Source organism: Streptomyces sp. NPDC028305, assembly GCF_055569495.1.
The window spans coordinates 1,057,736-1,082,463 of record NZ_JBVHTN010000004.1 but is presented as its reverse complement, the minus strand read 5'-3'; the positions used below and the strand labels follow the sequence as shown (position 1 = coordinate 1,082,463).

General features: G+C 71.5%; 21 protein-coding genes. 10 read left to right on the top strand and 11 right to left on the bottom strand.

The genetic code is table 11. The annotated features are described in order from the left end of the window. Positions 1 to 5: 5 nt before the first annotated feature. Positions 6 to 1,046, bottom strand: coding sequence for a 3-isopropylmalate dehydrogenase (locus tag ACZ4WQ_RS21005; protein WP_358847655.1), 1,041 nt, complete (start codon positions 1,044 to 1,046; stop codon positions 6 to 8). A gap of 129 nt (positions 1,047 to 1,175) precedes the next feature. Here ACZ4WQ_RS21005 and ACZ4WQ_RS21000 point away from each other — a divergent pair, with 129 nt between their 5' ends. Further along, positions 1,176 to 2,795: a purple acid phosphatase family protein gene (locus ACZ4WQ_RS21000; RefSeq protein ID WP_398371780.1), complete on the top strand. Its 1,620-nt coding sequence runs from the start codon at positions 1,176 to 1,178 to the stop codon at positions 2,793 to 2,795. A gap of 6 nt (positions 2,796 to 2,801) precedes the next feature. Here ACZ4WQ_RS21000 and ACZ4WQ_RS20995 read toward each other — a convergent pair whose 3' ends face one another. The 3 genes from ACZ4WQ_RS20995 to ACZ4WQ_RS20985 form a co-directional block, all read right to left on the bottom strand. Then, entirely contained in the window at positions 2,802 to 2,924 is a 123-nt protein-coding gene (locus ACZ4WQ_RS20995) for a hypothetical protein (RefSeq protein ID WP_311730711.1), read from the bottom strand. Between the two features lie 486 nt (positions 2,925 to 3,410). After that, positions 3,411 to 5,042, bottom strand: coding sequence for an L-glutamate gamma-semialdehyde dehydrogenase (pruA, locus tag ACZ4WQ_RS20990; protein ID WP_311730741.1), 1,632 nt, complete (start codon positions 5,040 to 5,042; stop codon positions 3,411 to 3,413). A 222-nt stretch (positions 5,043 to 5,264) separates the two neighbouring features. Beyond that, positions 5,265 to 6,191, bottom strand: coding sequence for a proline dehydrogenase family protein (locus ACZ4WQ_RS20985; RefSeq protein WP_398371777.1), 927 nt, complete (start codon positions 6,189 to 6,191; stop codon positions 5,265 to 5,267). A 178-nt stretch (positions 6,192 to 6,369) separates the two neighbouring features. Between ACZ4WQ_RS20985 and ACZ4WQ_RS20980 the strand changes: the two genes are divergently transcribed. Both ACZ4WQ_RS20980 and ACZ4WQ_RS20975 read left to right on the top strand, forming a co-directional pair. Continuing rightward, the gene (locus ACZ4WQ_RS20980; protein WP_398371775.1) at positions 6,370 to 7,662 is read left to right on the top strand and encodes a PucR family transcriptional regulator; all 1,293 of its coding nucleotides are present in this window, start codon (positions 6,370 to 6,372) and stop codon (positions 7,660 to 7,662) included. 107 nt (positions 7,663 to 7,769) lie between these two features. After that, complete coding sequence (locus ACZ4WQ_RS20975; RefSeq protein WP_398371773.1) at positions 7,770 to 8,366, top strand: hypothetical protein; 597 nt, start codon at positions 7,770 to 7,772, stop codon at positions 8,364 to 8,366. Between the two features lie 67 nt (positions 8,367 to 8,433). On the opposite strand, the gene ACZ4WQ_RS20970 is transcribed toward ACZ4WQ_RS20975, so the two are convergent. Next, positions 8,434 to 9,054 carry a TetR/AcrR family transcriptional regulator gene (locus tag ACZ4WQ_RS20970; RefSeq protein WP_361192436.1) on the bottom strand — a complete coding sequence of 207 codons (621 nt, stop codon included), beginning with the start codon at positions 9,052 to 9,054 and terminating at the stop codon, positions 8,434 to 8,436. A gap of 98 nt (positions 9,055 to 9,152) precedes the next feature. Between ACZ4WQ_RS20970 and ACZ4WQ_RS20965 the strand changes: the two genes are divergently transcribed. From ACZ4WQ_RS20965 to ACZ4WQ_RS20940, 6 genes are all read left to right on the top strand, one after another. Further along, positions 9,153 to 10,814 carry an MFS transporter gene (locus ACZ4WQ_RS20965; RefSeq protein WP_398371771.1) on the top strand — a complete coding sequence of 554 codons (1,662 nt, stop codon included), beginning with the start codon at positions 9,153 to 9,155 and terminating at the stop codon, positions 10,812 to 10,814. Positions 10,815 to 11,060: 246 nt separating this feature from the next. Beyond that, complete coding sequence (locus tag ACZ4WQ_RS20960) at positions 11,061 to 12,014, top strand: glycoside hydrolase family 6 protein (protein ID WP_311730717.1); 954 nt, start codon at positions 11,061 to 11,063, stop codon at positions 12,012 to 12,014. A gap of 2 nt (positions 12,015 to 12,016) precedes the next feature. Then, the gene (locus ACZ4WQ_RS20955; RefSeq protein WP_398371769.1) at positions 12,017 to 13,468 is read left to right on the top strand and encodes a polysaccharide lyase family 1 protein; all 1,452 of its coding nucleotides are present in this window, start codon (positions 12,017 to 12,019) and stop codon (positions 13,466 to 13,468) included. A gap of 34 nt (positions 13,469 to 13,502) precedes the next feature. Then, positions 13,503 to 13,982, top strand: coding sequence for a MarR family winged helix-turn-helix transcriptional regulator (locus ACZ4WQ_RS20950; protein WP_398896240.1), 480 nt, complete (start codon positions 13,503 to 13,505; stop codon positions 13,980 to 13,982). Between the two features lie 94 nt (positions 13,983 to 14,076). Further along, positions 14,077 to 15,558, top strand: a complete 1,482-nt coding sequence (locus ACZ4WQ_RS20945) for an MFS transporter (protein ID WP_361192427.1) — start codon at positions 14,077 to 14,079, stop codon at positions 15,556 to 15,558. A gap of 35 nt (positions 15,559 to 15,593) precedes the next feature. After that, positions 15,594 to 16,109, top strand: a complete 516-nt coding sequence (locus ACZ4WQ_RS20940) for a TIGR03618 family F420-dependent PPOX class oxidoreductase (protein WP_311730721.1) — start codon at positions 15,594 to 15,596, stop codon at positions 16,107 to 16,109. On the opposite strand, the gene pdxR is transcribed toward ACZ4WQ_RS20940, so the two are convergent. Then, a complete protein-coding gene (gene pdxR / locus ACZ4WQ_RS20935; RefSeq protein ID WP_311730722.1) occupies positions 16,110 to 17,516 on the bottom strand; it encodes a MocR-like pyridoxine biosynthesis transcription factor PdxR in 1,407 nt (468 codons plus the stop codon). It abuts the gene before it with no gap. A gap of 67 nt (positions 17,517 to 17,583) precedes the next feature. Here pdxR and ACZ4WQ_RS20930 point away from each other — a divergent pair, with 67 nt between their 5' ends. Next, positions 17,584 to 18,192 (top strand): TIGR03086 family metal-binding protein, encoded by a 609-nt coding sequence (locus ACZ4WQ_RS20930; protein WP_311730723.1) that lies wholly within the window; start codon positions 17,584 to 17,586, stop codon positions 18,190 to 18,192. 444 nt (positions 18,193 to 18,636) lie between these two features. On the opposite strand, the gene ACZ4WQ_RS20925 is transcribed toward ACZ4WQ_RS20930, so the two are convergent. From ACZ4WQ_RS20925 to ilvN, 5 genes are all read right to left on the bottom strand, one after another. Further along, positions 18,637 to 20,136 carry an MFS transporter gene (locus ACZ4WQ_RS20925; protein WP_311730725.1) on the bottom strand — a complete coding sequence of 500 codons (1,500 nt, stop codon included), beginning with the start codon at positions 20,134 to 20,136 and terminating at the stop codon, positions 18,637 to 18,639. A gap of 102 nt (positions 20,137 to 20,238) precedes the next feature. Further along, positions 20,239 to 20,961, bottom strand: coding sequence for a TetR/AcrR family transcriptional regulator (locus ACZ4WQ_RS20920; RefSeq protein ID WP_468022336.1), 723 nt, complete (start codon positions 20,959 to 20,961; stop codon positions 20,239 to 20,241). 240 nt (positions 20,962 to 21,201) lie between these two features. Next, on the bottom strand, positions 21,202 to 22,806 hold the full coding sequence (gene serA, locus ACZ4WQ_RS20915; RefSeq protein ID WP_311730727.1) for a phosphoglycerate dehydrogenase: 1,605 nt from the start codon (positions 22,804 to 22,806) through the stop codon (positions 21,202 to 21,204). Positions 22,807 to 23,052: 246 nt separating this feature from the next. Beyond that, positions 23,053 to 24,051 carry a ketol-acid reductoisomerase gene (ilvC, locus tag ACZ4WQ_RS20910; protein WP_352129389.1) on the bottom strand — a complete coding sequence of 333 codons (999 nt, stop codon included), beginning with the start codon at positions 24,049 to 24,051 and terminating at the stop codon, positions 23,053 to 23,055. Between the two features lie 129 nt (positions 24,052 to 24,180). Beyond that, the gene (gene ilvN / locus ACZ4WQ_RS20905; protein ID WP_311730729.1) at positions 24,181 to 24,708 is read right to left on the bottom strand and encodes an acetolactate synthase small subunit; all 528 of its coding nucleotides are present in this window, start codon (positions 24,706 to 24,708) and stop codon (positions 24,181 to 24,183) included. Positions 24,709 to 24,728 lie beyond the last annotated feature (20 nt).

Genomic DNA, 24,728 nt, shown 5'->3' with positions numbered 1-24,728 from the left:
TGGGGTCAGCCCGATACTCGTGCGGCGAGCGCGTCGCCGATCTCGTCGGTGGTGCGCGGCGTGTCGCCACGCTCCGCGAGGTCCTGGGCGACGGCGGTCTCGATACGGGCCGCCTCGGCCTCGTATCCGAGGTGCTGGAGCAGCAGGGCCACCGACAGCACGGTCGCGGTCGGGTCGGCCTTGCCGGTGCCCGCGATGTCCGGCGCGGAGCCGTGGACCGGCTCGAACATCGACGGGAAGGTGCCGGAGGGGTTGATGTTGCCGCTCGCGGCGAGCCCGATGCCACCGGTGACGGCGGCGGCCAGGTCCGTGAGGATGTCACCGAAGAGGTTGTCGGTGACGATCACGTCGAACCGCTCGGGCTGGGTGACGAAGAAGATCGTCGCGGCGTCGACGTGCAGATAGTCGGTGGTGACCTCGGGGAACTCCGCGCCGACCTTGTCGAAGATGTTCTTCCACAGGTGGCCCGCGTGCGCCAGGACATTGGTCTTGTGCACGAGGGTGAGCTTCTTGCGCGGCCGGGCGGCGGCCCGGGCGTACGCGTCGCGCACCACGCGCTCGACGCCGTACGCCGTGTTCACGCTGACCTCGGTGGCCACCTCGGCCGGGGTGCCGGTGCGCAGCGACCCGCCGTTGCCCGTGTACGGACCCTCGGTGCCCTCGCGTACGACGACGAAGTCGATGTCGGGGCGGCCGGCCAGCGGGGTGGCGGTGTTCGGGAACAGCTTCGACGGACGCAGATTGACGTAGTGGTCGAAGACGAAGCGCAGCTTGAGCAGCAGCCCGCGCTCCAGTACGCCCGAGGGCACCGACGGGTCGCCGATGGCGCCGAGCAGGATCGCGTCGTGGTTCTTCAGCGACTCGAGCTCCGCGTCCGGCAGGGTCTCGCCGGTCGCGTGCCAGCGCCGGGCGCCGAGGTCGTACTCCTGGGTCTCGAGCTTCACGTCCTGCGGAAGGACGGCCGAGAGGACCTTGAGACCCTGCGGCACGACTTCCTGGCCGATACCGTCACCGGGGATCACTGCGAGGCGAATGCTACGAGACATACCGGGACCCTACCCCTCGTCCCAATCAATGACATTGAACGTCCGACATGTGGACGGATGCTCATCCGGATGGCTCACGTTCACCCTGTGTACCGCGTGAAGTCGCCTTTCAGGGGCAGATTCCGGCACATGGCTGACTTCTCCCGGGGCACGCCCCCCACCTCCTCCGATGTCCCGCGGGTCGGCATTCCCGAGCGCCTGGCGCGCCGGATGACGATGGCCGAGCAGCACGAGTATCTGCGGACCAGGCTCTCCCGGCGCGGGGCGCTGCGCGGCGGCATCGCGGCGGCGGGCACGGTGGCGGGGGCGGGGCTGCTCACCGGGTCGGCGAGCGCCGTGGAGAGGAGGCCGTCGCCGACCCTGCTCGCCGGCCCGGTGTCGCGGAAGGTGGACGGCTCGCTGGTCGCGCCCTTCGGCCGCCATCTCGCCTTCGGCGCCGACCCCAGGACACAGATGCGGATCTCCTGGCAGGTCCCCCTCGCCGTCAAGGCCCCGTATGTGCGGATCGGCCTCCAGCCCTGGGAGCTGAGCCAGAAGATCGAGGCCGAGGTGCGCCCGCTGCACACGCCCTCGCTCAGCGCCAAGCTCCCGGCCGTCGACCAGTACTACCTGCACGCCGCCCTGGACGGCCTGCGGCCCGGCGTCACCTACTACTACGGCGTCGGCCACGACGGCTTCGACCCGGCCGACCCGCGCCGCTTCTCGGCCCTCGGGACGTTCCGCACGGCCCCCGAGAAGGCCGAGTCCTTCGTCTTCACCGCCTTCGGCGACCAGGGCGTCAGCTATGACGCGCTCGCCAACGACCAGTTGCTGCTCGGCCAGGACCCCTCCTTCCATCTGCACGCCGGGGACCTGTGCTACGCGGACACCAGCGGCCACGGCTCGGCCTCGGACGTGTACGACGCCCGGGTGTGGGACTCCTTCCTCGCCCAGACCGACTCGGTCGCGGCGAGCGTGCCGTGGATGGTGACCACCGGCAACCACGACATGGAGGCCTGGTACTCCCCCGACGGCTACGGCGGCCAGCTGGCCCGCTGGACGCTCCCCGACAACGGCCCCGATCCGCGCAAGGCGCCCGGGGCCTACTCCTTCACCTACGCCAACGTGGGCGTCGTCGCGCTGGACGCCAACGACGTCAGCTACGAGATCACCCCCAACACCGGCTACACGGGCGGCGAGCAGACGCGCTGGCTGGACCGGATCCTCGGCGAGCTGCGCGCGCAGCCCGGCATCGACTTCGTCGTGGTCTTCTTCCACCACTGCGCCTTCTCGACCACCAGCGCCCACGCCTCGGACGGCGGGGTGCGCGACGCCTGGGTGCCGCTGTTCGAGAAGCACCAGGTGGACCTGGTCATCAACGGCCACAACCACGTCTACGAGCGCACCGACGCCATCCGCGGCGGCAAGGCCGCCAAGCAGGTCCCGATCGGCGGCAGCGCCGACGCGGTGCGCGACGGCATCGTCTACGCCACGGCCGGCGGGGCCGGGGCGCGGCTGTACGAGTTCCCGGTGCCCGACAGCTACGAGGGCCAGGTGAAGGACCTCGACGAGGTGAACAGCTACCACTGGGCGAAGGACGGGTCGAAGAGCAAGGAATCGGTGGAGTGGTCGCGGGTGCGCTACACCGGCTTCTCGTTCCTCGTGGTGAAGGTGGATCCGGGCCCCAACCCGAAGCTGGAGGTCACCACGCTCGCCGAGTCGGGCGAGCGCGTGGACCACTTCGAGGTGGTGCGCACGCCGGGGCGGTGACCGGCGTCAGTGCCCGGTGGCGCCGCCGTTGTCGCGGCGGTCGAGCGCGCGCTGGAGCGCGGCGGCGGCGTTCTTGCGGTCGGTGTTGTCGGTCTTGCGGCGGGTCCTGCGGCGGGCCGTCTCAGCCATGATCGCGTCTCCCTGTGTCCCAAGCAGGTGCTGCGGAAGATGCCGGAGGGGCGGGGGCCTTGAGTGCGGCAGGGGTCACCTGCGCATGCGCACCGGCCGCGGCCGCCATCGCTCGATGGAGCGAGACGTTCGGCTTCCACAAAAATAAGGCCTCGGGGCCGGACTGTCCCCACAATTACTCGGACGTCCTACTATCTGAGACGCAGACATGAGTCATGGGTGGTCGAGGCCAACCCCCGTTCGGCCTCGACCAACCAGTATTCGCGCCGTTCAGAAGGTGCTTACTCGTTGGTTAGCTTCGTAAACTGCCGTGAATAACGGCTACTTGGCTGTCAGACGCTAGCACCGCCGCGCCTCCCCCGTCCATGACTTTTCGGCTTGTCACACGGCGACGGCCGCCGTCCGCGCGGGGCGCGGAAGGCGGCCGTCGACCGGCTCGACCAGGGGTTTCGAGCAGCGGGTTCGACCGGGGCCGGCCGGGGCGGGTCAGCCCATGTGCGGGTAGCGGTAGTCGGTCGGCGGGACCAGGGTCTCCTTGATGGAGCGGGTGGAGGTCCAGCGCATCAGGTTCTGCTTGGCGCCCGCCTTGTCGTTGGTGCCGGAGGCCCGCCCGCCACCGAAGGGCTGCTGGCCGACGACGGCCCCGGTGGGCTTGTCGTTGATGTAGAAGTTGCCGGCCGCGAAGCGCAGCGCCTCACAGGTGGCGGCGGCCGCGGCGCGGTCCCGGGCGATGACGCAGCCGGTGAGGCCGTACGGCGACGCCGACTCCATCTGCGCCAGCATCGCGTCGTACTCGGCGTCCTCGTAGACGAACACCCCGAGGATCGGGCCGAAGTACTCGTCCCTGAAGATCTCGTTGTCCGGGTCGGTGGAGACGAGGACCGTCGGGCGGACGAAGTAACCCTCGCTGTCGTCGTAGCCGCCGCCCGCCACGACCTCGACGGTCGGGTCGGACTTCGCCCGGTCGATGGCCGCCTTGGACTTGGCGAAGGCGCGCTCGTCGATGACGGCGCCGATGAAGTTGCCGAGATCGGTCACATCGCCCATGGTCAGGCCCTCGACCTCGGCCGCGAACTCCTCCTTGAAGCCGCTCTCCCACAGCGAGCGCGGGACGTAGGCGCGCGAGGCGGCCGAGCACTTCTGGCCCTGGTACTCGAAGGCGCCGCGGGTCATCGCCGTCTTCAGCACCTTCGGGTCGGCCGACGGGTGGGCGACGATGAAGTCCTTGCCACCGGTCTCCCCGACCAGGCGCGGGTAGGTCTTGTACGCCTCGATGTTGGTGCCGACCGTCTTCCACAGGTACTGGAAGGTGCGCGTCGAGCCGGTGAAGTGGATGCCCGCGAGGTCCGGGTGGGCCAGGGCCACCTCGGAGACGTCCTTGCCGTCGCCGGTCACCAGGTTGATCACGCCCTTGGGCAGCCCCGCCTCCTCCAGCAGCTCCATCAGCAGCACGGCGGCGTGGGTCTGCGTCGGGGACGGCTTCCAGACCACCACATTGCCCATCAGGGCGGGGGCGGTGGGGAGGTTGCCCGCGATGGCGGTGAAGTTGAAGGGCGTGATCGCGTAGACGAACCCCTCCAGCGGCCGGTGGTCGCTGCGGTTCCAGACCCCCGGGGAGTTGGTCACCGGCTGCTCGGCCAGGATCTGGCGGGCGAAGTGGACGTTGAAGCGCCAGAAGTCGATCAGCTCACACGGAGTGTCGATCTCGGCCTGCTGGGCGGTCTTGGACTGGCCGAGCATGGTGGAGGCGGCCAGCGTCTCCCGCCAGGGGCCGGAGAGCAGGTCGGCGGCCTTGAGGATGATCGCGGCCCGGTCGTCGAAGTCGAGCGCGCGCCAGGCCGGGGCGGCGGCCAGGGCGGCGTCGATCGCGTCCTGCGCGTCGGCCTGGGTGGCGTTGGCGTAGGTGCCCAGGCGGGCCGCGTGGTTGTGCGGCTGTACGACGTCGAAGCGCGTGCCCCCGCCCATCCGCTTCTCGCCGCCGATGGTCATCGGCAGGTCGACGGGGTTCTGGGCCAGCTCCTTGAGCTTGGTCTCGAGGCGGGCGCGCTCCGGGGTGCCGGGGGCGTAGGTGTGCACCGGCTCGTTCACCGGCACGGGGACCTGGGTCACGGCGTCCATCATTTTCTCCTTCGCCTGAGTGGCGGTACTGCTACGCTGTGTGAGTGCCGCGAGGCACCGGGCAGGGCTTGTCCGTCATGCGGTTGTCTGGTTCGCCAAGTGAGAAGCTCCCGGCTTCGGTCGGGGGAGGAGTCACGTGGCCTTCGTCTCCTTATAGGCCACAAGGCCCAGAGGGCCGAGCGTTGACCAGCTGGACGACGATGTCGTTCAGCCGGTCAACGCTCAACTACGGCCGGCCAGCGAGCGCAGGAAGAACGCCAGATTCGCGGGGCGCTCCGCGAGGCGCCGCATGAAGTACCCGTACCAGTCTGTTCCATACGGGACGTAAACCCGCATACGGTGCCCCTCGGCAGCGAGCCGCTCCTGCTCGGCCGGGCGGATCCCGTACAGCATCTGGAACTCGTACTCGTCGAGCTTGCGGCCGAGGCGGCGCGCCAGCTCCTGGGTGATGGCGACCATGCGGGGGTCGTGGGAGCCGATCATCGGGTAGCCCTCGCCCGCCATGAGGATCTTCAGACAGCGCACATAGGCCAGGTCGACCTCGCGCTTGTCCTGGTGCGCGACGCTCGCCGGCTCCTTGTACGCGCCCTTCACCAGCCGCACCCGCGAGCCCTCCCCGGCCAGCGCCCGGCAGTCGTCCTCGGTGCGGAAGAGATACGACTGGAGGACCGCGCCGGTCTTCGGGAACCGCCGGCGCAGCTCGGCGAGGATCGCGAGAGTGGAGTCCACGGTGGTGTGGTCCTCCATGTCCAGGGTGACCGTGGTGCCCGCCGCGTCCGCGGCCTCCACCACCGGGGTCACATGGGCCAGGGCCAGATCGTGGCCGCCGGGCAGCGCCTGCCCGAAGGCGGACAGCTTCACCGACATCTCCGCCCGGCCGGCCAGGTCCTCGGCGGCCAGCGCCTCGGTGAGCGCGAGATAGGCGTCCCGGTTGCGCAGCGCTTCCGCCGGATCGGTGATGTCCTCGCCCAGGTGGTCGAGCGTCACCTCCAGGCCGCGGTCCGCCAGTGCGCGTACGACCGGGACGGCCTCGGCGAGGCGCTCGCCCGCGACGAACCGGTCCACCGTCGGGCGGGTGACCGGGGCGGCCGAGACGATGCGCCGGATGGCGGCGCTGCGGGAAGCGGCGAGCAGCACGGGACCCAGCACGGGGCACCTCCACGATGACGGCCGTCGGACGGCTTTGTTGACTCACCGTGAAACTTAAGGATCGCTCGGATCCCGGGCCATCGACAGCTGTCACGCATCCGTGTCCGGGATCTCAGACAGATGTATGAGAATGGGAGAGCGGCCGGAACCCGGAGCGGCGGGAGGAGGAGAGAGACCGGTGCTGGACGACTATCAGCAGCTCGTGGACGAGATCTCGGCGGCACTCGGAGCGCCCGCGACGCTCGAGAACCGCGACTTCGGGCTGATCGCCTTCGGCGCCCAGGACGGCGGCAGAGACCTCGACGAGAGTGACGAGGCCGACGGGGCCGACGAGCCGGCGCTGGATCCGGTGCGCACCCGCTCCATCCTGCGGCGCCGGTCCACCGCCGCGGTGCGCGCCTGGTTCGAGGGCTTCGGCATCGCGCGGGCCCAGGCGCCGCTGCGAATCCCGCCGGACCCGGGGGCGGGGGTCTTCATGGGCCGGATCTGTCTGCCGGTGCGCCACCGGGGCGTGGTGCACGGCTATGTGTGGCTGCTGGACGACGGCCATCTGTCCGACCTGGAGCTCGGCGGCCCGGCCGGCCCGCCGGACCCCCGGCTCGCCCGCGCCATGGAGACGGCGGCGCGGATCGGGGTGCTGCTGGCGGCGGAGGCCAGGGCGGACGAGGAGCTCGGCCGGATGCTGCGCGATCTGCTCACCGGGGAGCCGGGCGGCCGCGACACCGCGCGCACGGCCCTGCGCGCCGCGCTGCGCGGGGCGGCCGACGGGCCGCTGGCGCTCGTCGCGGTGACCCCGTGGGCCCCGGGGGACGGCGCGGACGCCGCGGATTACCGCTCCGCCCGGCTGCCCAGCCCGCCCGGGGTGGCCGCCGTCTGTGTACTCGCCGGGGCCGGTCCCGCTGTTCCGGCCGGGCCGATGGCGAGCCTGGCCGCGCTGGTCCGGCTGCGCGCCTCGACGGCCCTGGACCCGGCCCGTACCGCGGCCGAACACCTCCTCCGCTCCCCGGAAGCGGCCGCTCCGGCCGCCGCCCCCGGCTCCGGCGCGGGGACCGGGCGGGGCGGAGGGTTCGCGGGGGTCAGCGAGCCGCGTCGCGGCCTGGACGACCTGCCCGCCGCCTGGCCCGAGGCGCTGGCCGCCGCGCGGGCCGCGCGGGCGGACCCGCGGCTGGGCCCGGTCGCTGAGTGGTCCGCCATCGGCCCGTACCGGCTGCTGGCCGCGCTGCCCGCCCAGGCCGGCCCCGACCCCGCGGTACGAGCCCTGTTGGAGCCCTCGCACGCCGAACTCGCCCGTACCACGGAGGCGTTCCTGGACTGTGCGGGACAGGCGAGCCGCACCGCCCAGGCGCTCGGCATCCACCGGCAGACGCTCTACTACCGGCTCTCCCGCGTCGAGCAGCTGACCGGTCTCGACCTCGACGCGGGTGAGGACCGGCTTTTGCTGCACATGGCCCTGAAGTCCGCGCGCCTGTGACCGGCGGGCCGCGCCCGGGTGGCCCGGCCCGCTGTCGGTGGCGGGTGTCACAGTGGGGGGACGCGGGGGAAGCCCGTGCGACGAGGGCGATGGCGACGGGGCTGCCGATGGGTGACTACTTTCAGCGGATCGTCGATGTGGAGGCGGCCGGCGACGAGGCCGGGGCGCTCGCGGAGCGGATGGTCGGCTGGCTGGTCGCCGAGGGTGTGATCACCCGTGAGACGTCCGGCGAAGGGGTGTACAGCCAGACCGCGGACGAGGGTTATGTGCCCGGCCCCCGCTGGGACCGGGCCGTGGAGGGTTCCGCGGAGACGGGGTGGCAGCCGGGCCCGGTGGCGGTCATGACCGGGCGGGACTACTACGTCGGGGGCCAGGGGCAGGACGAGGCGGACTCCGCGGTCTGCCCGCGGTGCGACACGAAGACCGTGATCATCGACTATCCGGAGCAGTTCGAGGCGGACGACGAGGTCTGGCGGCCGTTCCGGGAGGCCATCGCCGCCTGGAAGGAGACCGGCGGGGAAAGCACGGCCTGCGCCGCGTGCGGTGCGGTCGTCCCGGTCACCGAGTGGCGGTTCGGCTCCGGCTTCGACCTCGGGGCGCTCGCGTTCGACTTCTGGGGGTGGCCACCGCTCGGCACCGCCTTCCTCGCCGAGTTCTCCAGGCGGTTGGGGCACCGCACGGAGGAGCAGGGCGGCAAGTTCTGAGATCCTCGGCGCCCGCAAGCGGGACGACCGCGCCGGGCCCGGCGCCCCGCCCAGGGGTGACGCGGGGTCAGCCGGCCGGGCCGAGGGGCGGGCCGGTGAGGATGCGGCGCATCGCCTCGGTCAGATCCCCGGCGAGGGGCGTGGCGTCGGGGTCGATGGCCATCTGCACGGCCATGCCGCCCACCAGCATCATGTAGAACGAGCCCAGGATCCGCGCGCTCTCCTCGTCGACCTCGTCCTCCGGGATCCCATGGAAGAGGGCCACCAGCCCCTTCCGCCCCTCCGGCTGCGCCTGACCGAACGCCGCGCGCAGCTCCGGGTCGCCCTCGACCCGCATGACCGCCTCGAGCTGCACCCGCCACAGCGCCTGGTGCTTGCCGAACAGTTCGAGCATCCGGGTCCACCCCGCCTCGAACCGCGCTGCCTGGCCCGCGCCGGAGTCCTCGGCGCCCGGGCCCTCGGCGCTGCGGGCCTCTTCCTTCAAGGACCGCTCCACGTCGTCCGCCCACTCGCCCATGGCCGCGAACAGGGCCTCCCTCATCAGGGCGTCCTTGGAGCCGTAGTGGTAGCCGATGGACGCCAGATTGGCGCCCGAGGCGGCCACGATGTCCCGCGCGGTGGTGCGTGACCAGCCCTTTTCCAGCAGGCAGCGCTTGGCCCCCGCCAGCAGATCCTCTCGGTGTCCCATGCCGTCCACCCTATCCCGAGACCCATACAACCGTCCAAGACATCCGTCTTATACAGCCGTACTAGACAAGCGTTTAAGACGTTCGTATAGTCCTCGGCATGACTTCGACTTCCGCCAATTCCCGGGCCGGTCGCAAGGAGTGGACCGCCTTCGCGGTGCTGATGCTCCCGCTGCTCCTGGTGTCCATGGACGTGTCGGTGCTGTACTTCGCGCTCCCCGAGATCAGCGCGCAGCTGCGCCCCAGTTCCACCCAGCAGCTGTGGATCTTCGACATCTACGGCTTCGCCCTCGCCGGGCTGCTCATCACCATGGGGTCGCTCGGCGACCGGATCGGGCGCCGGAAGCTGCTGATGATCGGCGCCACGGCCTTCGGCGCCGCCTCGGTGGCGGCCGCGTACGCGAACAGCGCCGAGATGCTGATCGCGGCCCGCGCGCTGCTCGGCATCGGCGGGGCGACCCTGATGCCCTCGACCATGGCGCTCAGCCGCAATCTCTTCCAGGACCCGAAGCAGCGCGCCACCGCGATCGGCATCTGGTCCGGCGCCATGGCCGGCGGGGTCGCGCTCGGCTCGGTGCTGGGCGGGGTCATGCTGTCCCACTTCTGGTGGGGCTCGGTCTTCCTCATCAACACCCCGGTGATGGCGCTGCTGCTGATCCTCGTCCCGGTCCTGGTGCCCGAGTTCAAGGACCCGGCCCCGGGGAAGTTCGACCTGCTGGGCGTTCCGCTGTCGATGGGCGCGGTGCTGCCGGTGATCTACGGTCTGAAGGAGTCGGCGGCCCACGGGTTCAGCGGGCCGCGGGCGCTGTGGATCGCGGCCGGGCTGCTGATCGGCCTCGTCTTCGTCCACTGCCAGCGCACCCACGCGCACCCCATGATCAGCCCCGAGCTGTTCCGCCGCCGCGGCTTCGGCTCCTCGATCGGGCTCAACCTCATGGCCTCGTTCGCGATGATGGGCTCCGCCCTCTTCACCACCCAGTACCTGCAGTCGGTGCTCGGCAAGGGCCCGCTGGAAGCCGCGCTGTGGAGCCTGCTCCCCTCGGTGCTGGTGGGCGCCGCCGGCCCGGCATCGGCCGCGCTCGCCCAGAAGGTGAACCGGGCGTACGTCATCAGCGGCGGATTCCTCGTCGCGGCCGCCGGCTTCGGGCTGCTGACCCTCGCCGGCACCGACTCGCTGTGGCTCGTGCTGATCGCGGCGGGCGTCCTCGCCTCGGGCATCGTCACCGTGATGTCGCTGATCACCGACATGGCGCTGGGCGCGGCCCCGGCGGAGAAGGCCGGTTCCGCCTCGTCCCTGCTGGAGACGGGCCAGGAGTTCGGCGGGGCGCTCGGGATGGCCCTGCTCGGCGTCGTCGGCAACGCCGTCTACCGCCACGACATGACGGACAAGCTGCCCGCCGACCTGCCGTCCGGCCTGCCGCCCGACGCGCTGGACGCGGCCCGCGAGACGCTGGGCGGCGCGGCGGCGGTGGCCGACCGGCTGACCGGTCCGGCCGGGGACGAGATGCTGAGCGCGGCGCGCGAGGCGTTCACCCACGGCTTGCGGGTGGCTTCGGTGGCTGGGGCGCTGGTCCTGGTCGCGGCCGCGGTCGTGGCGGCCTTCGCCCTGCGGCACATCCGGGCCGCGGCCCGCGACGCCGAGGACACCGCGAAGACCGCCGAGGAGAGCGCGCGGGAGCACGGGGAGCCGCTCGCGTCCGGTGCCGAGCGGGGGACGGCACCGGGCGAACTCCGGCCGGAGACGGTGGCGGGCCGCCGCTAGGCCGTGGCCCCGCGCCCCTCACCGACGCGACCCCGCCCGGGACCCCGGGCGGGGTCGCGTCATGCCGGGCGCCGCCAACGGCCGTAAGCCTCCTGGAGCTTGACTCGAATCCTCGTCGAATCCGATGGCAACCTTCCTGCGCGCGGCGGCAACCAGAGGCACGGAGAGCTACTCGTTTCTCTCTGCCAACTGACGTCACAGAAAACACCAAAGTCCCCTGAATCCCCCCGAGAGGACTGATGCACCGTGCGCCTCCCCCGAGCCTTAGTGACCGCCGCGCTCGCCACCGCATTCCTGGTGGGGGCGGGCCATGCGCCCCAAGCCGTCGCGGGTGAACTGCCCGCCGACACGAGCTTCTTCACCGACCCGGACTCCCAGGTCAACAAGTGGGTCGCCGCCAACCCCGGCGACTCCCGCCAGCCGCGCATAGCCTCGCGGATAGCCAGCCAGCCGCAGGCCGTCTGGTTCGCCCGCTACTCCCCCTCCACCGTCACCGCGGACGTCCGCAAGGTGACCTCCGCGGCCGCCTCCAAGAACCAGGTCCCCGTCCTCGTCGCGTACATGATCCCCAACCGCGACTGCGGCGGCGCCTCCGCCGGCGGCGCCCCCGACCTCACCGCCTACGACGCGTGGGCGCGCAACTTCGCCGCCGGACTGGGCAGCGGGTCCTCGATCGTCATCCTCGAACCGGACTCGATCGCGCTCATCAGCTGCCTGTCGTCGAGCGAGCTGAGCGCCCGCTACGCCTCGCTCGCCCGGGCCGCCTCCGCCATCCACGCCGCGAGCCCCAAGGCCCGGGTCTACTTCGACGCCGGGCACTCCGCGTGGAACAGCGCCTCCGTACAGGCCTCGCGGCTGCGCTCGGCGTCCGTGCTGACCAGCGGCGACGGCATCTACAGCAATGTCTCCAACTACAACCGCACCTCGAACGAGGTCGCCTTCGCCAAGAGCGTGCTCGGCCAGCTCGGCGGCTCGGGCCTGACCGCGGTCATCGACACCAGCCGCAACGGCAACGGCCCCGCCCCCGACAACGCCTGGTGCGACCCGCACGGCCGCAAGGTGGGCGAGAACCCGACCGCGAACACCGGCGACCCGGCCATCGACGCCTATCTGTGGATCAAGCTGCCGGGCGAGCTGGACGGCTGCGCGGGCGCCGCGGGCAGCTTCTCCCCCGACTACGCGTACGAGCTGGCGGGTTAGCCGTGCTCGGACGTACGTCGTACGCCCTGGCGGCCTCGCTGGTGTGCGGGCTTCTGGCCGCACCCGGCGGGGCCGCCGCCGCGCAGCGGGACCTGCCTCAAGACCGGCCCACCGGCTGGGCCACGGCGGGCCCGGGCACCACCGGGGGCGCGGGCGCCGCACCCGACAGCAGGCATACGGTGCGGAACCGGGCCGAGCTCAAGGCCGCCCTGGCCAACCACGGCGACCCCACCGCACCCAAGGTCATCACCATTCGCGGCACCGTCCACGGCAACCAGACCGACGACGGCCGCCTCCTCGGCGAACAGGACTACGCCCCCGGCTGGGACCTGCGCCGGTACATGGACTGCTTCGGCCCCGACGGCACATCCTGGAGCGACGACCGCTACGAGTGGTGCAAGCGGATGCGTACGCTGCGGATCACCGGCTCGAACGCCCAGAAGCAGCAGATCCAGCTGACCGTCCCCAGCAACACCACGATCCTCGGGGCGGGCGACGACGCGGCCCTCCTCGGCGTCGACCTCACCGTCAACACCGGCCAGAACATCATCGTCCGCGATCTCCGCTTCGAGGCGCCCATCGACCACTTCCCCAGCTGGGATCCCGGCGACGGCGACCAAGGCGCCTGGAACGCGCGCTTCGACGCCATGTCGGTGGTCACCGGCCGCAATCTCTGGATCGACCACTGCGCCTTCGGTGACGGCCGCTACCCCAACAGCCAGGCCCCGGCCGGCTTCCACGGCAAGCCCGTCGAGCGCCATGACGGGCTGCTCGACATGGAGGACGCCACCGACTTCGTCACCGTCTCCTACAGCCGCTTCACCGACCACGAGAAGACCGTCCTCATCGGCTCGGGCGACGGCAAGGGCGACCGCGACCGCGGCCATCTGCGGATCACCTTCCACCACAACCTCTTCGCCGACACCGCCCAGCGCTCCCCGCGCGTCCGCTTCGGCCAGGTCCACACGTACAACAACTACTTCCGCGGCTCCACCGTCGATCCCGACTACCCGATGCGCGGCGAACGGCTCGGCGGCAGCGCGTACTTTCTCGGCGTGGGGCTCGAATCCAAGCTCGTCTCCGAGTACAACGCCTTCGACCACACCGGCCCCGGCGCCTCCCCGGACATCGTGCTGGCCAACTTCCACGGCCACCAGTTCCATGACACCGGGTCCTGGTACCGCGGCCGCCCGCTCGACATCGACGCCGTCGCCCGGCGGAAGTTCGAGACCGCGGCGGCCAGGGCGCGCGCGGACGCGGAGGCGTCGGGTACCCAGCCCCCCGAGTGGGCGACCCGCACCTTCACCACGGACGTCGGCTGGTCCCCCGCCGACGTGTACCGCTACCGCCCGCAGCGCTCGGCGGCGGCCGTCCGGCACACGGTGCTCCGCGAGGCGGGCCCCAGGAAGGCCGTACGGCCGTCCCCGGCCGCCAAAAAGTCCCCTTCGGGATAATCCGCCACGGATCGACATTGTTACCCTGGCGGACATGACCGCCATGGCACCCTCACGCACCCAACCCGACCTGTCGTACCTGCTGGACCACACCAGCCATGTTCTGCGCACCCGCATGGCCGCGGCGCTCTCCGAGATCGGGCTGACGGCGCGCATGCACTGTGTGCTGGTCCACGCCCTGGAGGAGGAGCGCACCCAGGCCCAGCTCGCCGAGCTCGGAGACATGGACAAGACCACGATGGTGGTGACGGTGGACGCCCTGGAGGCGGCCGGCCTCGCCGAGCGCCGCCCCTCCAGCAAGGACCGGCGGGCCCGGATCATCGCCGTCACCGAGGAGGGCGCACAGGTCGCCGAGCGGAGCCAGGAGCTCGTCGACCAGGTGCACCGGGATGCCCTGGGGGCGCTCCCCGAGCCCACCCGGACCGCCCTGCTCCAGGCCCTGAACCAGCTGACCGAAGGGCATCTGGCCACCCCGGCGGAGAGCCCCCGGCCCGCCCGGCGGGCACGCCAGTGACACATATAGAACTGAAATAGATCGTCTGCAACGGAACTATCTGCTACGGTCTTTCCTGTCGCCATCACGCGACGGCATCGACAGGAGAGACGTTATGTCTGCTATTTCCGCTTCCCCTCCCGCCATTTCCCGCTCGCGCTGGCTGGCACTCGGCGTGATCGCGACGGGGATGCTGATGGTCGTCCTCGACGGCTCCATCGTGACCGTGGCGATGCCGGCCATCCAGGACGACCTGGGCTTCTCCCCCGTCGGTCTGAGCTGGGTCGTCAACGCCTACCTGATCGCGTTCGGCAGCCTGCTCCTGCTCGCGGGACGGCTCGGCGACCTGATCGGCCGTAAGCGCATGTTCCTGGCCGGCGTCGGGGTCTTCACCGCGGCCTCCCTGCTGGCGGCCGCCGCCACCTCCCCCGCGATACTGATCGCCGCCCGGTTCCTCCAGGGGGTCGGCAGCGCGATGTCCTCCGCGGTCAGCCTGGGCATCCTGGTCACGCTGTTCACCGAGCCCAGGGAGCGCGCCAAGGCGATCGCCGTGTTCAGCTTCACCGGCGCGGCCGGCGCCTCGATCGGCCAGGTGCTCGGCGGGGTCCTCACCGACGCGCTCAACTGGCACTGGATCTTCCTCATCAACCTGCCGATCGGGCTGGTGGCCCTCGCGATCGCCGTCCCGGTCCTGCCCGCCGACCGCGGGCTCGGCCTGCGCGCCGGAGCCGATGTCATCGGCGCCATCCTCGTCACGGCGGGGCTGATGCTGGGCATCTACACCGTGGTCAAGGTCGAGGAACACGGCTGGACTTCGGCTCACACCCTCGGCTTGGGAGCCCTCTCGCTGCTTCTGCTCGCCGGGTTCGTCGCCCGCCAGGCCACCGCCCGCACCCCGCTCATGCCGCTGCGGATCCTCCGGTCGCGCAGCGTCGCGGGGGCCAATGTCATCCAGGTCCTGATGGTCGCCGCCCTGTTCTCCTTCCAGATCCTGGTCGCCCTCTATCTCCAGCGGGTGCTGGAGTACGGCGCCGCCGAGACCGGCCTGGCCATGCTCCCGGCCGCCGCCGTCATCGGCGCCGTCTCCCTGGGCGTCTCCGCCCGGCTCAACGCCCGCTTCGGCGAGCGCAAGGTGCTGCTGGCGGGGATCGTGCTCCTGATCGGGGTCCTCGGGCTGCTCACCCGCGTCCCCGTGCACGCGGACTACGTCACCGACCTCCTTCCCGTGATGCTGCTCGCCGCCGGCTTCGGCCTCGCGCTCCCGGCGCTGACCACCCTCGGCATGTCCGGCGCGAAGGAGGACGACGCCGGTCTCGCCTCCGGGCTGTTCAACACCACCCAGCAGATCGGGATGAGCCTGGGCGTCGCGGTCCTGTCCACCCTGGCGGCGTCCCGCAGCGACAGCCTGCTGGCCCAGGGCCGGAGCCGGGCCGAGGCGCTGACCGGCGGCTACCGGCTGGCCTTCACCGTCGGTGCCGGGCTGCTCGTCGCCGCCTTCGTCGTCGCGTTCACCGTGCTCGCCCAGCCCCGGCCGCGGCCCACCGCGGTGACCGAGGAGGCCGCCGACCCGGCCGCCGCCCCCGCCCCCGTCGCCTGACCCCCTCCCTCACCACCACCGAAAGGCCCGGCCCCATGAACACGAACGTGGTCGAGAACACCAGCCCGACGAACGAGGAAGAGCACAAGCCGGGTTCCGGACCCGAGCCCCGGCCGCTCACGGACGAGGAACTGTCCCGGGTGCTGCGGGAGGGGCAGTTCGCGGTGCTCGCCACGGTCAGGCGCAGCGGCCACCCCCACCTTTCGACCGTGATCTACCGCTGGAGCCCCGAGGAGCGCGTGATCCGGATCTCCACCACCGCCGACCGCCTCAAGGTGCGTCAGCTGCGCCGCGACCCGCACGCCGCCCTGCACGTGGGCCCGGATGTCTGGTCGTTCGCCGTCGCCGAGGGCGACGCGGAGATCTCCGAGGTGACGACCGTGCCCGGCGACGCGGTCGGGCGGGAACTGCTCTCCCTGACGCCCGGCTTCGACGACCCGCGGGACGAGGCGGCCTTCCTGGAGCAGGTGGTGGCGGACCGGCGCGTGGTGATCAGGATCCGGGTGTCCCGCCTGTACGGAACGGCCCTCGACATCCCCGCCGCCGACTGATCAGACAACTGCCAGCCGCCGCAGCGCCGGACCGATGTCCGGCGCTGCGATCGCGCCGTAGCCGAAGACGAGACCCGGGCGTACGGAAGGGCTCATGGCGACCTCGGACAGAGTGTGGAGCGCCACCCCCGAGGCGCGGGCCCGGCCCACCAGTTCGGCGAGGTCGCCCGTGGCGTAGGCGGTGACATGCAGACCGGCCGAGGACGGGACGACGTCGAGCCGATCCGGGAAGTCCTGGGCGAGCGCGGTCGTGATCCGCTGGTGCCGCGCCGCGTACTCCTGCCGCATCCGGCGGATGTGGCGGGCCAGCAGGCCGTCGTCGATGAACCGGGCCAGCGCCGCCTGAGTGGGCAGGGAGGTGCTCCAGTCGGTGACGTACTTCGCCGCGCGCAGCGCGTCCCGCAGCGGGGCCGGCGCGATCAGGAAGCCGAGCCTCAGCGAGGGCAGCATGACCTTCGAGAAGGAGCCCACGTAGATCACATGTCCGGCCCGGTCGACGCTCTGCAACGGGTCGATCGGCCGCCCGCCGAACCGGAACTCGCTGTCGTAGTCGTCCTCGATCACGACCGCGCCGTGTCGCTCGGCCCACTCGACGAGCGCCATCCGGCGCCGCAGCGACATCGGCATGCCCAGCGGGAACTGGTGGGAGGGCGTCACATAGACCACGCGCACCCCGTCCGGCAGGGCGTCGACGCACAGCCCCTCGGCGTCCACCGGGACCTCCACGACCGTGGCGCCCAGCGAGCGGAAGAGCATCCGGGCCGGCGGATAGCCGGGGTCCTCGACCGCGACGCCGTCGCCCGGCCCGACCATCACCCGGCAGATCAGGTCGAGGGCCTGCTGGATGCCGTTGGTCACCACCACATCGTCGGCAGACGCCCGCACCGCCCGGGAGAGGCCGATGTGGCGGGCGATCGCCGCGCGCAGCCCGCCGTGGCCCGCCGGATGTCCGAGGCCCCGCGCGGCCGAGGCCGACGGGCGCAGCTCGCGGGCCACCAGCCGCCGCCAGGTCTGATACGGGAACAGCCGGGCGTCCGGCAGCCCCACGCGCAGGTCGTACGCGACGGAGGCCGGCTCGTCGTCGGCCCGGGCCCGCCATAGCGACACCCCGTCCCAGACGGGGCGCGGCCGCAGGACGGACGGGGTGCTCCCGGCGCCCGACGTCCGGCCGACCGCCCGTACGAACGTCCCCGCGCCGACCCGGCTCTCCAGATAGCCCTCGCTCGCCAGGCGGTCGTAGGCGACGCCGACCGTGTTGCGGGCCACCGCGAGACGACGGGCCATCTCCCGGGTGGGCGGCAGGGCGTCGCCCGGTCGCAGCCGCCCGTCGAGGATGGCGGCACGGACCTGTCGATAGATCTGGCCGGACAGGTCGCGATGCCCGTCCAGGCTGACGTGGACCTCCATATTGGCTCAATCGTATGAGGGTTTATTGGACCTGGTGTTGGTCCACTGCCATTTTTAGGCTCGGGCCATGGAAATTCACAAGGCGGACGTCCAAGAGCTCGACCGCCGCGCGCTGACGCTCCTGGGCGAGGTCGTGGGCAGGATGAAAGACGATCAGCTGCCGCTCCCGACGCCGTGCCCGGACTGGACCCTGCACGGCCTGATCCGCCATCTCGTCAGCCAGAACGAGGGTTTCGCCGCCGCGGCGCGCGGCGCGGGCGGAACGCTCTCCGTCTGGCGCGAGGGCGACCTCGGCGGCGACCCTCGCGCCGCGTTCGAGGCGTCGGCGGCGCTGGTCGGCGAGGCGTTCACGGAAGACGGCGTGCTTGACCGGCCGTTCGTCCTGCCGGAGGTGCGGGAGGGCGGGGCCTTCCCCGGGCGGGTCGCGATCGGCTTCCACTTCCTCGACTGCGTCGTCCACGCCTGGGATGTCGCGGTGACGATCGGCGTCCCGTGGGAACCCGATGAGGAGCTGACCGCCGCCGCGCTGCGGATCGCCGAGAGGGTGCCGGAGGAGGGCCGCGGCCCCGGCGCCGCCTTCGACCGGCGCCTCCCGCACCCGGACGGCGCACCGCCGTGCCACCGGCTGCTCGGCCTGCTCGGCCGTACCCCGCGCGGGGCGGGCGGGTCATGCTGAGAACCGGCTGGCGCCCCGGGCCGGAGGCGGGCACGGACGGCCCGGTGCTGGTCAGCGTCACCGACTTCACCTTCGCCAGACGGCTGGACCTGCCCGGCATCGCCCGCGCGGCCGTCCGGCTGCGGCGCGGCTGGCCCACGCTCGACGGGGCGGTCGGCCTGTGGCTGTGGACGGCGCCGTGGGCCCGGCGCTGCGGCGCGGTGTCCGTGTGGACCGGCGATCAGGCCCTGTACGGATTCGTGGGTCTGCCGGACCACGTCGCGATCATGCGCAAGTACCGTACGCGCGGCGAGACCAGGGTGACGACCTGGATGTCTCCCGGGTTCGACGAGGCCCGCGTCTGGCGGGACGCCTATCGCGTGCTGATGGGATCCGAAGACGCCGGAGCCGCCCCTGACGGGGGTAGGGGCGGCCCCGGCGCGGATGTTTCCACCCCGGACGGGGCTATCCCAGGTGCGCCGGAAGCGGCGCCACCTGCTCCGCGTCGGGCTGACGGCTCGGCCGCGGGGTGTTCATCAGCAGGCCCACCACGACCGCCGACACCGCGAGGATGACCGAGGACCAGACGAAGGCCTGGGAGAACCCCTCGACCAGGCCTTCCTTGGCCATCTGCGGGCTGACCTCACCGGCGCGGACCGCCGGGGCCAGGTAGTCGTTGGTGGCGCTGGTGGCGATCGTGTTGAGCATCGCCGTGCCGATCGAGCCGCCGATCTGCTGGGCGGTGTTGACGGTGGCGGAGGCGATGCCCGCGTCCTGGGGCTGGACGCCGTGGGTGGAGTAGTTCATCGACGGCGCCATCGTCAGGCCCATGCCGAAGCCGACGAGAAGTTCGGCGGGCAGGATGCCCGCCGCGTACGAGCTGCCGGGCTCCAGGGGGACCAGCAGCGCGACGCCGAGGGCCGCGATGAGCATGCCCGGGACCATGAGGACGCGGGGCGCCACCTTGGGGAGCAGCCGGGACCCGACGCCGGCGGCCGAGACCAGCACGGCCGCGGTCATCGGCAGAAAGGCCACGCCGCTGACCAGCGCCGAGTAGCCCTTGACGCGCTGCATGTAGTACGTGAGGAAGAGGAACATCGCGAACATGCCGACGACCGCCATCCCGACCGCGAGATAGGCGCTGCCGCGCGTGCGGTCCGTGATCACCCGCAGGGGCAGCAGCGGGCGCGGGACGACGCGCTCGGTCAGGACGAACGCCGTCAGCAGGACCACGCCCAGGGTGAGCAGCCCGGTCACGGTCAGCGACCCCCAGCCCTCGGACTCCGCCTCGCTGCACCCGTACACCAGCGCGACAAGACCGGACACGGCCAGCAGCACGCCGGGCACGTCGAAGCGGGCGCGCTCGCCCTTGGCGGGCTCGTCGGCGGGCAGGACGTACCAGCTGAAGACGGCGACGGCGGCGACGGGCACGTTCACATACAGGCACCAGCGCCAGTTCAGATACTCGGTCAGCAGCCCGCCGAGCACCAGCCCGACCGCGCCGCCGCCCGCCGCGATGGCGCCGAAGACGCCGAAGGCCTTGGCGCGCTCGCGCGGTTCGGTGAAGTTCACCGAGATCAGGGACAGCACCGTGGGGGCGAGCAGGGCGGCGAACACGCCCTGGAGCGCGCGGGCGGCGAGGAGCATCCCGAACCCGGAGGCCGCGCCGCCGAGGGCGGAGGACGCGGCGAAGCCGATCAGACCGATGAGGAAGGTGCGCCGGCGGCCGGTGTAGTCGGCGATCCGTCCGCCGAGGAGCAGCAGGCTGCCGAACGCCAGGGTGTAGGCGGTGACCACCCACTGCCGGTCGCCGTCGGAGATCCCGAGGTCCTGCTGGGCCGAGGGCAGGGCGATGTTCACGACGGTGATATCGAGGACGATCATCAGCTGGGCCAGGCCGATGAAGAGCAGTGCCAGCCAGCGCCGGGGGTTGACCGCGGGCTGCGTGTCGAGGGGCTGGGCCATAGCGGTGCCTTTCTGGGGCGAATGCGAAGATTTCGGGCTTAGAGAGGCTTCCCCGGCGGGGTTTGCCCGGGCACGGGGGTCCTCCGGAAGCGACTGGACGGGTCAGTCCGACCCGCCGCCCATCACCCGTCCTCTGAGCCGCTTGAACGCGGCGGAGTCCAGCGCCGGACCGGACAGCGGGGTGTTGGGCCGGGGGCTGCCGTCGGGGCGCAGGCCGTCGAGATATACGTCCAGATGGCGGTGCGCGAGCGCCTCGTCCTCCGGGATGAGGCCGCCCGGCAGCGGGCGGGCCAGCCGGATGAGCAGCAGGGTTATGTCGCCGAAGACGACGTCGGAGCGGACCAGCCCGGCCTCGCGGGCCTGCCGGAGCAGCTCGTCCACGGGGTCGGCGGCGTCCTGGCTGACGGCGTCCACGAGCTCGTCGACCGTGACCCGGCCGAGGAGCGAGGGCACCACCGAGCCGATCTTGAGATCGAGGGCCGCGTGCATGAAGCGGCGCAGCGCGTCCAGCGGGTCGCACGCCTCCTCGGCCGCCCGGTGCGCGGTCTCGACCAGCGCGGTGAACACGTCTATCGCCACCGCGCGGATCAGATCGGCGCGCTCGGGAAACCGCCGGTAGAGCGTCGCGATGCCCACGCCGGCCCGGCGCGCGATCTCATCGAGGGGGGCGTCGGGGCCCTGTTCGGCGAAGACCGAGCGGGCGGCGCACAGGATCTGCTCGCGGTTGCGGCGGGCGTCGGCCCGCATCCGGGGCGGCCCGGGCCGGTCGGCGGCACCGGGCACTTCGGGGGCCTCGGCCGCGTCGGCGTCGGGGGTGGTGGACACGGCGGACCTCCCACGGGCAGCGCACATGGCGAGCTAGGTGGAGACTTTTTCTCCACTTAGCTGTTTTAGCGTAGCCGCTGAGCGCACGTCATTCAACACATGATGAAAAACCCCGGCGAGTCCCGAACACACCCACGAACGCACCCGCGGCCCCCGGGCACGACAAAGCCCGGCCCCCGCCGAAGCGGGGGCCGGGCCCTGTGCTGCTCTGTGCTGTCGGAGGCCGCCCTGCGGTCTCGCTCAGTCGACCAGGTTGACCGAACGGGCCGACGTGGCGCCGATCTCCTCGGCGATCTCGGTGAGGACCGTCTGCGGGATCGTGTCGTCCACGGTCAGCGCCACCAGCGCCGCGCCGCCCGCCGCCGAACGCGAGACCTGCATACCGGCGATGTTGATGCCCGCCTCGCCGAGGATCCGGCCGAGCGTGCCGACCACGCCCGGGCGGTCGGTGTAGCGCAGGAAGGCCATGTGATCGGCGAGCGCCAGGTCGACGTCGTACTCGCCGACCGCGACGATCTTCTGCTGGTGCTTGGGGCCGGCCAGGGTGCCGGAGATCGAGACCTCGTCGCCCCCGGAGAGGGTGCCGCGAACGGTCACCACATTGCGGTGCTCCGAGGACTCCGAGCTGGTGGTCAGACGCACCTCGACGCCGCGCTCCTGCGCGAACAGCGGGGCGTTCACATACGACACGGTCTCGTCGACGATGTCCTCGAACACGCCCTTGAGCGCGGAGAGCTCGAGCACCTTGACGTCGTGCTGGGTGATCTCGCCGTACACCTCGACGTCCAGCCGGACCGCGACCTCGCCCGCGAGCGCGGTGAAGATCCGCCCGAGCTTCTCGGCCAGCGGCAGCCCGGGGCGCACCTCCTCGGCGATGACGCCGCCTTGGACGTTCACCGCGTCCGGGACCAGCTCGCCCGCAAGCGCCAGGCGCACCGAGCGGGCGACCGCGATGCCCGCCTTCTCCTGGGCCTCGCCGGTGGAGGCGCCCAGGTGCGGGGTGGCGACCACGTTGTCGAACTCGAAGAGCGGGGAGTCCGTGCACGGCTCCTTGGAGAAGACGTCCAGGCCGGCGGCCGCGACCCGGCCCTCCTTGAGGGCCGCCGCCAGCGCCTCCTCGTCGACGATCCCGCCGCGCGCGGCGTTGACGATCCGGACCTCGGGCTTGACCTTGTGGAGCGCCTCGTCGCCGATCAGGCCGACGGTCTCGGGGGTCTTGGGGAGGTGGACCGTGATGAAGTCGGAGACCTCGAGCAGCTCGTCGAGCGACAGCAGCTTGACGCCCATCTGGGCGGCGCGCGCGGGCTGGACGTAGGGGTCGTACGCGACGATCTTCATGCCGAAGGCGGACATCCGCTGGGCGACCAGCACGCCGATGCGGCCGAGGCCGACGACGCCGAGGGTCTTCTCGCTCAGCTCCACGCCGGTGTACTTGCTGCGCTTCCACTCGCCGTTCTTCAGCGCCGCGTTCGCCTGCGGGATGTTGCGGGCGGTGGCGACCAGCAGACCACAGGCCAGCTCGGCGGCGGTGACGATGTTGGACGTCGGGGCGTTGACGACCATCACACCGGCCTTGGTGGCGGCGGAGACGTCCACATTGTCGAGACCGACGCCCGCGCGGGCGATCACCTTGAGCTTCTTCGCCGCGGCGATGGCCTCGGCATCGACCTTGGTGGCGCTGCGCACGAGGATCGCGTCCACGTCGGCGATGGCGGGCAGCAGCTCGGCCCGGTCCCCGCCGTTGCAGCTGCGGATCTCGAAGTCCGGGCCCAGGGCGTCCACCGTGGCGGGCGACAACTCTTCGGCGATGAGTACGACGGGTTTACCCGTGGAAGCAGTGCTCACGTGGTCTTCAGTCCTCACTAGTCCTATGCGGACGGCCGTCCCGACGGCCGCAGGCGTGAAGGGGGGCAGCCGCGTGAAAGACACACGACGCTGTGAGCCCTGACGCGCTTGTTCCCGTCAGTGTAGTGGCGTACCACAGGCGTTTTGCGCCATAGCGGCAGGATCACCCGCACGTGGTCTTGCATGATGGACAAGTCCGGGACCGGACCCCCGAGGTGCGGGCTCGCGGGTCCGGTCCCTGAGGGCTCAGGCCTCGTCGTCGACCCAGCTCATGAGCTTGCGCAGCTCCTTGCCGGTGGTCTCCAGCAGGTGGTCGCCGTCGGCCTTCTTGTACTCGTTGTACTTCGGCAGACCCGCGTGGTACTCGTCCATCCAGTTCTTGGCGAAGGTGCCGTCCTGGATCTCGGCGAGGACCTTCTTCATCTCGGCCTTGGTCTGGTCGTTGATGATCCGCGGGCCGGTGACGTAGTCGCCCCACTCCGCGGTCTCGGAGATCGACCAGCGCATCTTCTCCAGGCCGCCCTCGTACATGAGGTCCACGATCAGCTTCAGCTCGTGGAGGCACTCGAAGTACGCGATCTCCGGCTGGTAGCCGGCCTCGACCAGGGTCTCGAATCCGGCCTTGACCAGCGCGGAGGTGCCACCGCACAGCACCGCCTGCTCGCCGAAGAGGTCGGTCTCGGTCTCCTCGGTGAAGGTGGTCTTGATGACGCCGGCGCGGGTGCCGCCGATGCCCTTGGCGTACGACAGGGCGAGCGCGAAGGCGTTGCCGGTGGCGTCCTGCTCGACGGCCGCGATACACGGCACGCCGCGGCCCTCCTCGTACTGGCGGCGGACCAGGTGGCCCGGGCCCTTGGGGGCGACCATGCAAACGTCGACGCCGGCCGGCGGCTGGATGAAGCCGAACCGGATGTTGAAGCCGTGGCCGAAGAACAGCGCGTCGCCGTCCTTCAGGTTGGCCTTCACCGACTCCTCGTACACCTTGGCCTGGATCGGGTCCGGGACCAGGATCATGATCACGTCGGCCTCGGCGGCGGCCTCGGCCGGGGTGACGACGCGCAGCCCCTGCTCCTCGGCCTTGGCCTTGGACTTCGAGCCCTCGTGCAGGCCGACCCGGACGTCGACGCCCGAGTCGCGCAGCGACAGCGCGTGGGCGTGGCCCTGGCTGCCGTAGCCGAGGACCGCGACCTTGCGGCCCTGGATGATGGACAGGTCGGCGTCGTCGTCGTAGAACAGCTCGGCCACTTCGGGATTCTCCTAGCGTTTTCGGGTTGTGCGTCCCACCGTATGACGGGCGGGCGGATGAAGGTTGCGGGGTCTCGCCATACGGGCCCCGGGTCGGCCATGATCAGCCGCCCGGCGCCCCAGGGCCCGTCAGGCGGTTCGGTCGAGCGCGCGCAGGCTCCGGTCGGTGATGGAGCGGGCGCCGCGCCCTATGGCGATGGTGCCGGACTGGACCAGTTCCTTGATGCCGTACGGTTCCAGCATCTTGAACATGGCCTCGAGCTTGTCGCTGCTGCCGGTGGCCTCGATGGTCACGGCCTCCGGGGAGACGTCCACGGTCTTGGCGCGGAACAGCTGGACGATCTCGACGATCTGGGAGCGGGTCTCGTTGTCGGCGCGGACCTTCACCAGGACGAGTTCCCGCTGGATCGCCTGGCTGCCCTCCAGCTCGACGATCTTCAGAACGTTGACCAGCTTGTTGAGCTGCTTGGTGACCTGCTCCAGCGGGAGCTCGTCGACATTGACCACGATGGTGATCCGGGAGATGTCGGGGTGCTCGGTGACGCCGACCGCGAGCGAGTCGATGTTGAAGCCGCGGCGGGAGAACAGCGCGGCGATCCGGGCCAGGATGCCGGGGGTGTTCTCCACCAGGACGGAGAGTGTGTGCTTGGTGGACATGGTCTCTCTTCTCTCTGCTG